6 protein-coding genes are annotated in these 6173 nt (G+C 65.7%); 2 read left to right on the top strand and 4 right to left on the bottom strand.

Annotation, left to right across the window (positions count from 1 at the left end; translation table 11 throughout):
* Nucleotides 1-127: 127 nt before the first annotated feature.
* Complete coding sequence (locus IP86_RS02045; RefSeq protein ID WP_054160904.1) at nucleotides 128-463, bottom strand: hypothetical protein; 336 nt, start codon at nucleotides 461-463, stop codon at nucleotides 128-130.
* Nucleotides 464-534: 71 nt separating this feature from the next.
* Here IP86_RS02045 and IP86_RS02040 point away from each other — a divergent pair, with 71 nt between their 5' ends.
* Nucleotides 535-1509 carry an RluA family pseudouridine synthase gene (locus tag IP86_RS02040; protein ID WP_054160912.1) on the top strand — a complete coding sequence of 325 codons (975 nt, stop codon included), beginning with the start codon at nucleotides 535-537 and terminating at the stop codon, nucleotides 1507-1509.
* A gap of 219 nt (nucleotides 1510-1728) precedes the next feature.
* Nucleotides 1729-2628 carry an RNA polymerase sigma factor RpoH gene (gene rpoH / locus IP86_RS02035; protein WP_054160903.1) on the top strand — a complete coding sequence of 300 codons (900 nt, stop codon included), beginning with the start codon at nucleotides 1729-1731 and terminating at the stop codon, nucleotides 2626-2628.
* A 295-nt stretch (nucleotides 2629-2923) separates the two neighbouring features.
* On the opposite strand, the gene IP86_RS02030 is transcribed toward rpoH, so the two are convergent.
* The 3 genes from IP86_RS02030 to IP86_RS02020 form a co-directional block, all read right to left on the bottom strand.
* Complete coding sequence (locus tag IP86_RS02030) at nucleotides 2924-3286, bottom strand: hypothetical protein (protein WP_054160902.1); 363 nt, start codon at nucleotides 3284-3286, stop codon at nucleotides 2924-2926.
* A gap of 268 nt (nucleotides 3287-3554) precedes the next feature.
* Nucleotides 3555-5168, bottom strand: a complete 1614-nt coding sequence (locus tag IP86_RS02025; RefSeq protein WP_054160911.1) for a phosphoenolpyruvate carboxykinase — start codon at nucleotides 5166-5168, stop codon at nucleotides 3555-3557.
* A 187-nt stretch (nucleotides 5169-5355) separates the two neighbouring features.
* Nucleotides 5356-6090 carry a HugZ family pyridoxamine 5'-phosphate oxidase gene (locus IP86_RS02020; RefSeq protein ID WP_054160901.1) on the bottom strand — a complete coding sequence of 245 codons (735 nt, stop codon included), beginning with the start codon at nucleotides 6088-6090 and terminating at the stop codon, nucleotides 5356-5358.
* Nucleotides 6091-6173: the final 83 nt, after the last annotated feature.

Below are 6173 nucleotides of genomic sequence, written 5' to 3'. Positions count from 1 at the left end.
CCGTGCTCGGCGTCTCTGGATTGCTTCGCTTCGCTCGCAATGACGGAAAACGCAGCTGATTTCGCTGCGGCCAGGCTCTCAGGACGAGGTCGGTGGCTGTGGACCGGCGCAGCGGCGGCGGAAGCCCCTATGGCTCGTTCGCGAACGTCAGCCGGCCGGCCGGCTTCATGGTTTTGGCGTCGAAGGTGCGGATTTCGGTGGCGCCGGCGATGTCGAGAGTGACGACGATGTGGTCGCCGGCGATGGCGGTGGAGAGGACGCGGGCGCCCTTGGGCAGCCGCAGCGTGGTCTCGGCCGCCACCGGGGCGCTTCCCTCGGCGCGGAAAAGCTTATAGCCGATGGCGATGAGGACCGCCGCCACGGCCAATGTCGTGGTCAGGCCCGCGATCAGCATCATCCGCCGCACCCGCGCAAACAGCGCGGCCTGTTCGGGGGAGGGGTCGGGCAGGGCGGTGTCGGTCATGCAAAGCTCTGGTTTGTCAGTCGGTTGAAGAAAGCGCGCTCGTGAATTGGTCGTCCGAACATCTGCTGGAAGTGGTCGTGGCCGGTGACGAAGGCTCGCCGCGGCTCGACCGGGTGCTGGCCACGCGCTGCCCGGCGCTGTCGCGGTCGCGGCTGAAAGCCCTGATTCTCGACGGCCGGGTCGCGATCGCCGGCAACGCCGTCCGCGACCCCGCTTATCACGCAAGCCCGGGCGAGACGATCACAATCGACGTGCCGCCGCCGGTGGCGCCGGAGCCGCAGGGCGAGGAGATCGCGCTTCACATCGTCTACGAGGACGACGATCTGATCGTGATCGACAAGCCGCGCGGCCTGGTGGTGCACCCGGCGGCCGGCCACGAGACCGGAACCCTGGTCAACGCCCTGATCGCGCATTGCGGCGCCTCGCTGTCCGGGATCGGCGGCGTCCGCCGGCCCGGCATCGTGCACCGGCTCGACAAGGACACCACGGGCCTGATGGTGGTGGCCAAGAACGACAAGGCGCATCAGTCGCTCAGCGCCCAGTTCGCCGACCACGGCCGCACCGGGGAGCTGCGCCGCGGCTATTACGCCTTCGTCTGGGGCGTGCCGAACCGTGCCCGGGGCACCATCGAGGCGCCGATCGACCGGCATCCTTATTCCCGCGAGAAGATGGCGGTGCGCGACGGCGGCCGCGAGGCGATCACCCATTGGGAGGTGCTGCAGACCTTCACGGGCCGCAGCGGCGGCGAGGTGGTGTCGCTGATCGCCTGCCAGCTCGAGACCGGCCGCACCCACCAGATCCGCGTCCACCTGGCGCATCTCGGCCACCCGCTGCTCGGCGACGAGACCTACGGGCCGCATTTCAAGACCAAGGCCAGCCAGCTCAGCTTGGCCGCCCGCGGCGTCCTGACCGAGCTTGGGCGGCAGGCGCTGCATGCCTATCTGCTGGTCCTGGAGCACCCTTCCACCGGCGAGGTCATGGAGTGGCAATCTGCCCTCCCGCCCGACCTGAGCCGTCTCAAGGCGGCACTTTCGGCGACGGAATGACGCAGTCGGGTCAGAAAACGGTAAGCATTTCAGCGCGTTGTTTATACGTCACAGTCAAGTGACAAGACCGTAACTAAACTCGCACGACTAATCTCGTGTATATTGCAGGTGCGTTGGGATGGCTCAACGCGGAACATCGCAGGCCGGTCGGCTTTAGCAGAGCGACCCGTCTGCCAGGCCGCCCGCGGATCGGGGGCCTGAAACCACTGGAGGGCGCTGATGGCCCGTGCAGCTACGTTACCCGTTCTCAACGGTGAATCCGGCCTCGCTCGGTATCTGGCGGAAATCCGCAAGTTCCCGATGCTTGAGCCCGAGCAGGAATATATGTTCGCCAAGCGCTGGCGCGAACACGATGATCGCGACGCCGCGCATCAGCTCGTGACCAGCCACCTTCGGCTCGTGGCGAAGATCGCCATGGGCTACCGCGGCTACGGCCTGCCGATCTCCGAAGTCGTCTCGGAAGGCAATGTCGGCTTGATGCAGGCGGTGAAGCGGTTCGAGCCCGACAAGGGCTTCCGCCTCGCCACCTACGCGATGTGGTGGATCAAGGCGTCGATTCAAGAGTACATTCTGCGTTCGTGGTCGCTCGTGAAGATGGGCACCACCGCGAACCAGAAGAAGCTGTTCTTCAATCTGCGCAAGGCGAAGAGCAAGATCTCGGCGCTGGACGAGGGTGATATGCACCCCGACCAGGTCAAGCTGATCGCCACCCGCCTCGGCGTCGCCGAGCAGGACGTGATCGACATGAACCGCCGCCTCGGCGGCGACGCGTCGCTCAACGCCCCGATCCGCGACGACGGCGAGCCCGGCGAATGGCAGGACTGGCTGGTCGATCAGTCGCCCAACCAGGAAGCCGTGATGGCCGAGCACGAGGAGCTCGATCATCGCCGCCGCGCGCTGACCGGCGCGATCGGCGTGCTCAACCCGCGCGAACGGCGGATCTTCGAGGCCCGCCGCCTCGCCGACGAGCCGATGACGCTGGAAGACCTCGCCGCCGAGTTCGGCGTGTCGCGCGAGCGCGTCCGCCAGATCGAGGTGCGGGCGTTCGAGAAGGTGCAGAGCGCCGTCAAGGGCACCATCGCCCGGCAAGAACAGGCCGCGCTCGAAGCCGCGCACTGACATCCAGGCACGTCCTCGCGCCGATCAAAGACCACGAACCCCGCCCTCACCGGCGGGGTTTTTGTTTTGTCGTTCGAGCTGCTGATCAATCTGACGTTCTTCAAGCGCTCAAAACCAGCGCAACCTCATGGTGAGGAGCATCGCGCAGCGATGCGTCTCGAACCATGGGCCACCAGCACCCGTGGTCTCATCCTTCGAGACGCGCGGCTTCGCCGGGCTCAGGATGAGGATTCAGTGCGTTTGGAAGACGCCACAACGCCGCGATGTATTAAGCGGCTCGAAGATAGGCCGCCCCTCAGCTGCGCTTGGCGTTGCCGGTGACGAGCTGGGTCTGGCCGGTGGCCGGGTCGGTGACGACGTTGCGGATCGAGGCGTTGTCGCCCTTGCCGAGCGTGAACTTGGTGTCGCCGACGCGGAACGAGCCGTCCTTGATCAGCACGCTCTGATACTTCACCGTGCCTTCGCTCTGGTACTTCACCTGCGCGCGAAAGCCCTGCACGTCGTTGACGGTGATCGAGAACTTCTTGGTGTTCGAATAGGTGCCGGTCCAGGTGCCCTGATAGAGCGTGGGATCGACATTGACGTATTTGGTGTTCGACGGCGTCTGCAGCGCCGCGGAAGTGTAGCCGGACGCGAGCACGCTCATGATATCAGCCATCGCCTGCCTCCAGTCTCCCGAGCTACAGCTGGGCGTACTCGACACCCGCGGCAGTTAAGATGGCGTTAAGGTTTGGTTGTTGGCCGTCATTGCCGGGCTTGACCCGGCAATCCATCACTTCGGAAAAGCGCAGCCCCCTTTGGCCCGCTTGCGCGGACGATGGATGCCCGGGTCAAGCCCGGGCATGACGACCTTGTGAGATGAGTCCAACCGAAAAGGGCGGCCCCGCGGGACCGCCCTTCCGGTATCCATCACTCGGCTGCAGCGCTTACTCGGCCGCCAGCTTGACGTCCGGCGCGGCGGCGCGGACTTCGGCGTCGACCTGCGCTTCGAACTTGGCGAAGTTCTTCTGGAACATGCCGACCAGCTTGCGGGCGGTGGTGTCGAACGCCGCCTTGTCGGCCCAGGTCTTCACCGGGTCGAGGATCTCGCTCGGCACGCCCGGCAGCGCGGTCGGGACCGCGAAGCCGAAATACGGATCGGTGCGGAATTCGACATTGCGCAGCGAGCCGTCCAGCGCCGCAGTGAGCAGCGCGCGGGTGACCTTGATCGGCATGCGGTGGCCGGTGCCGTAGATGCCGCCGGTCCAGCCGGTGTTGACCAGCCAGCAGTCGACATTGTGCTTGGCGATCAGCTCGCGCAGCATGTTGCCGTACACCGACGGATCGCGCGGCAGGAACGGCGAGCCGAAGCAGGTCGAGAATTCCGGAGTCGGCTCGGTGACGCCGCGCTCGGTGCCGGCCACCTTGGCGGTGTAGCCCGACAGGAAGTGATACATCGCCTGCGCCGGGGTCAGCTTGGCGATCGGCGGCATCACGCCGAACGCGTCGGCGGCGAGCATCACCACGTTCTTCGGCTGGCCGGCGCGGCCGGTGCGCGAGGCGTTCGGGATCGACTCGAGCGGATAGGCCGAGCGGGTGTTCTCGGTCTTGGAGCCGTCGTCGAAGTCCGGCTTGCGGGTGACTTCGTCGAGCACGACGTTCTCGAGCACGGCGCCGAACATGTTGGAGGCCGCGAAGATCTCCGGCTCGGCTTCCGGCGACAGCTTGATGCACTTGGCGTAGCAGCCGCCTTCGAAGTTGAAGACGCCGTCCTTGCCCCAGCCGTGCTCGTCGTCGCCGATCAGCGTGCGGTTCGGATCGGCCGACAGCGTGGTCTTGCCGGTGCCGGACAGGCCGAAGAAGATCGCGGTGTCGCCGTTCGGGCCGACATTCGCCGAGCAGTGCATCGGCATCACGCCCTTCTCGGGCAGGTAGTAGTTCAGCGTGGTGAACACGCTCTTCTTCATCTCGCCAGCGTACTGCGTACCACCGATCAGCACGATCTTGCGGGCGAAGTCGATCGCGACGACGTTTTCGGAGCGGCAGCCGTGGCGCGCCGGGTCGGCGCGGAAGCTCGGCAGGTCGATGATGGTGAGTTCGGGAACGAAGGAGGCGAGGTCAGCGCGCTCGGGACGGCGCAGCAGCGTGCGGATGAACAGCGAGTGCCAGGCGAGTTCGGTGAAGACGCGGGTCTTGATCTGGAACGACGGATCGGCGCCGCCGTAGAGATCCTGCGCGAACAGCTGCATGCCCTCGGCGTGCTTCAGGAAATCCTGATACAACGTCTCGAACTGATCGGCGGTGATCGACTGATTACCACCCCACCACATGGTGTTTTCGGTGGTGGCGTCGCGGACGGTGAACTTGTCCTTCGGGCTGCGGCCGGTGAACACGCCGGTGTCGGCGCACAGCGCGCCATCGGCGGACAGCACGGCCTCGCCGTTCCTCAGCGCATGCTCGTAGAGCTGCGGCGCGCCGAAATTCCAGTACACGCCTTTGAGATTTTTAAGCCCGAATTTATCGGCGCCATGAGCACCGTTATGCACGCCCGTCTCTTGCACGAATAGATCCTCCTCGAAGTCCGCGTTGTCCCGGTCGCGCGATTGCCGCCAATGCGCTTCAGCCCGCGGTGACGCCAATATATACCGGCTGTGTCCAGTGGCGCGACTCAATAGTGGCGAACGATGGCGTTGCCAAGCCGGGCGGCAGTATTTCGTTTACCGCCGGAGGACATTGAGGTGGCTCAAGTCACGGCGCGGCGCGCGCCATGTCTGCCATGCGTTTGAGCATGTCGCGAAGCTGCGCGGCCGAGGTGACCCGTTGCGGGAAATCGAGTCGCAACATCTGAGCATCTGCCTGCAGATCGAGCCCTTCGGGATCGAGCCCTGTGCAGCGCCAATCTGCCGCGGCGGCGCCGAGCAGCCGGGTCGCATACAAATTCAGCGCGATCAAATGATCTGCATTCAGGTGCTCGACCGCCGATGCTTCGGCATCGAGCAGATCGTCGGCGCCGCCGAGATCGGTGAGGTAGTCCGACGCCGCCAGATCGACGATGCGGCCGAAGCCGGCGACCAGATGCGCGCCGCTGGTAATAATCCGGAACAAGGAAAAATCCTTGAAGTCGATATAGGCCTCGGCGCCCGGATGGGCCGCCAGATACCGCCTGCGCAGCGTCGGCAGCTCCGCCGGATCGGCCGCGACGGCTTCGCCCATCAGCATGATGCGGGCGCCCTGCAGCGGGTCGCCCGCGGCGCGCTCGTCCAGCATCAGCGACACCCGGGGATCGGCCAGCAGGTTGCGGGTGTGGACCGCCAGACGGGAAATCAGCAGCACCGGCGAGCCGTCCGGCGCGCTCGCCAGGTTCACCAGTGAGCAATACGGGGCGCCGCCGTCCCGCATCAGCGTCGCCAGCGCGCCCTCGCGCCGGCGCCGCAGCAGCGATTTGGCGACCCGGGCGGGATCAAAATCGTCAGTCGGCTGCATCGGGTTTATTCCGCCAATCGTGACCGGAGGGGTGTTGATGCCCAGAAAACCGGCCTATATCAATGCCCGCACGCCTCCCGCTC

It is taken from the genome of Rhodopseudomonas sp. AAP120, assembly GCF_001295845.1.
Classification (GTDB): Bacteria; Pseudomonadota; Alphaproteobacteria; order Rhizobiales; family Xanthobacteraceae; genus Rhodopseudomonas.
This window is presented reverse-complemented; position numbering and strand designations above follow the sequence as displayed.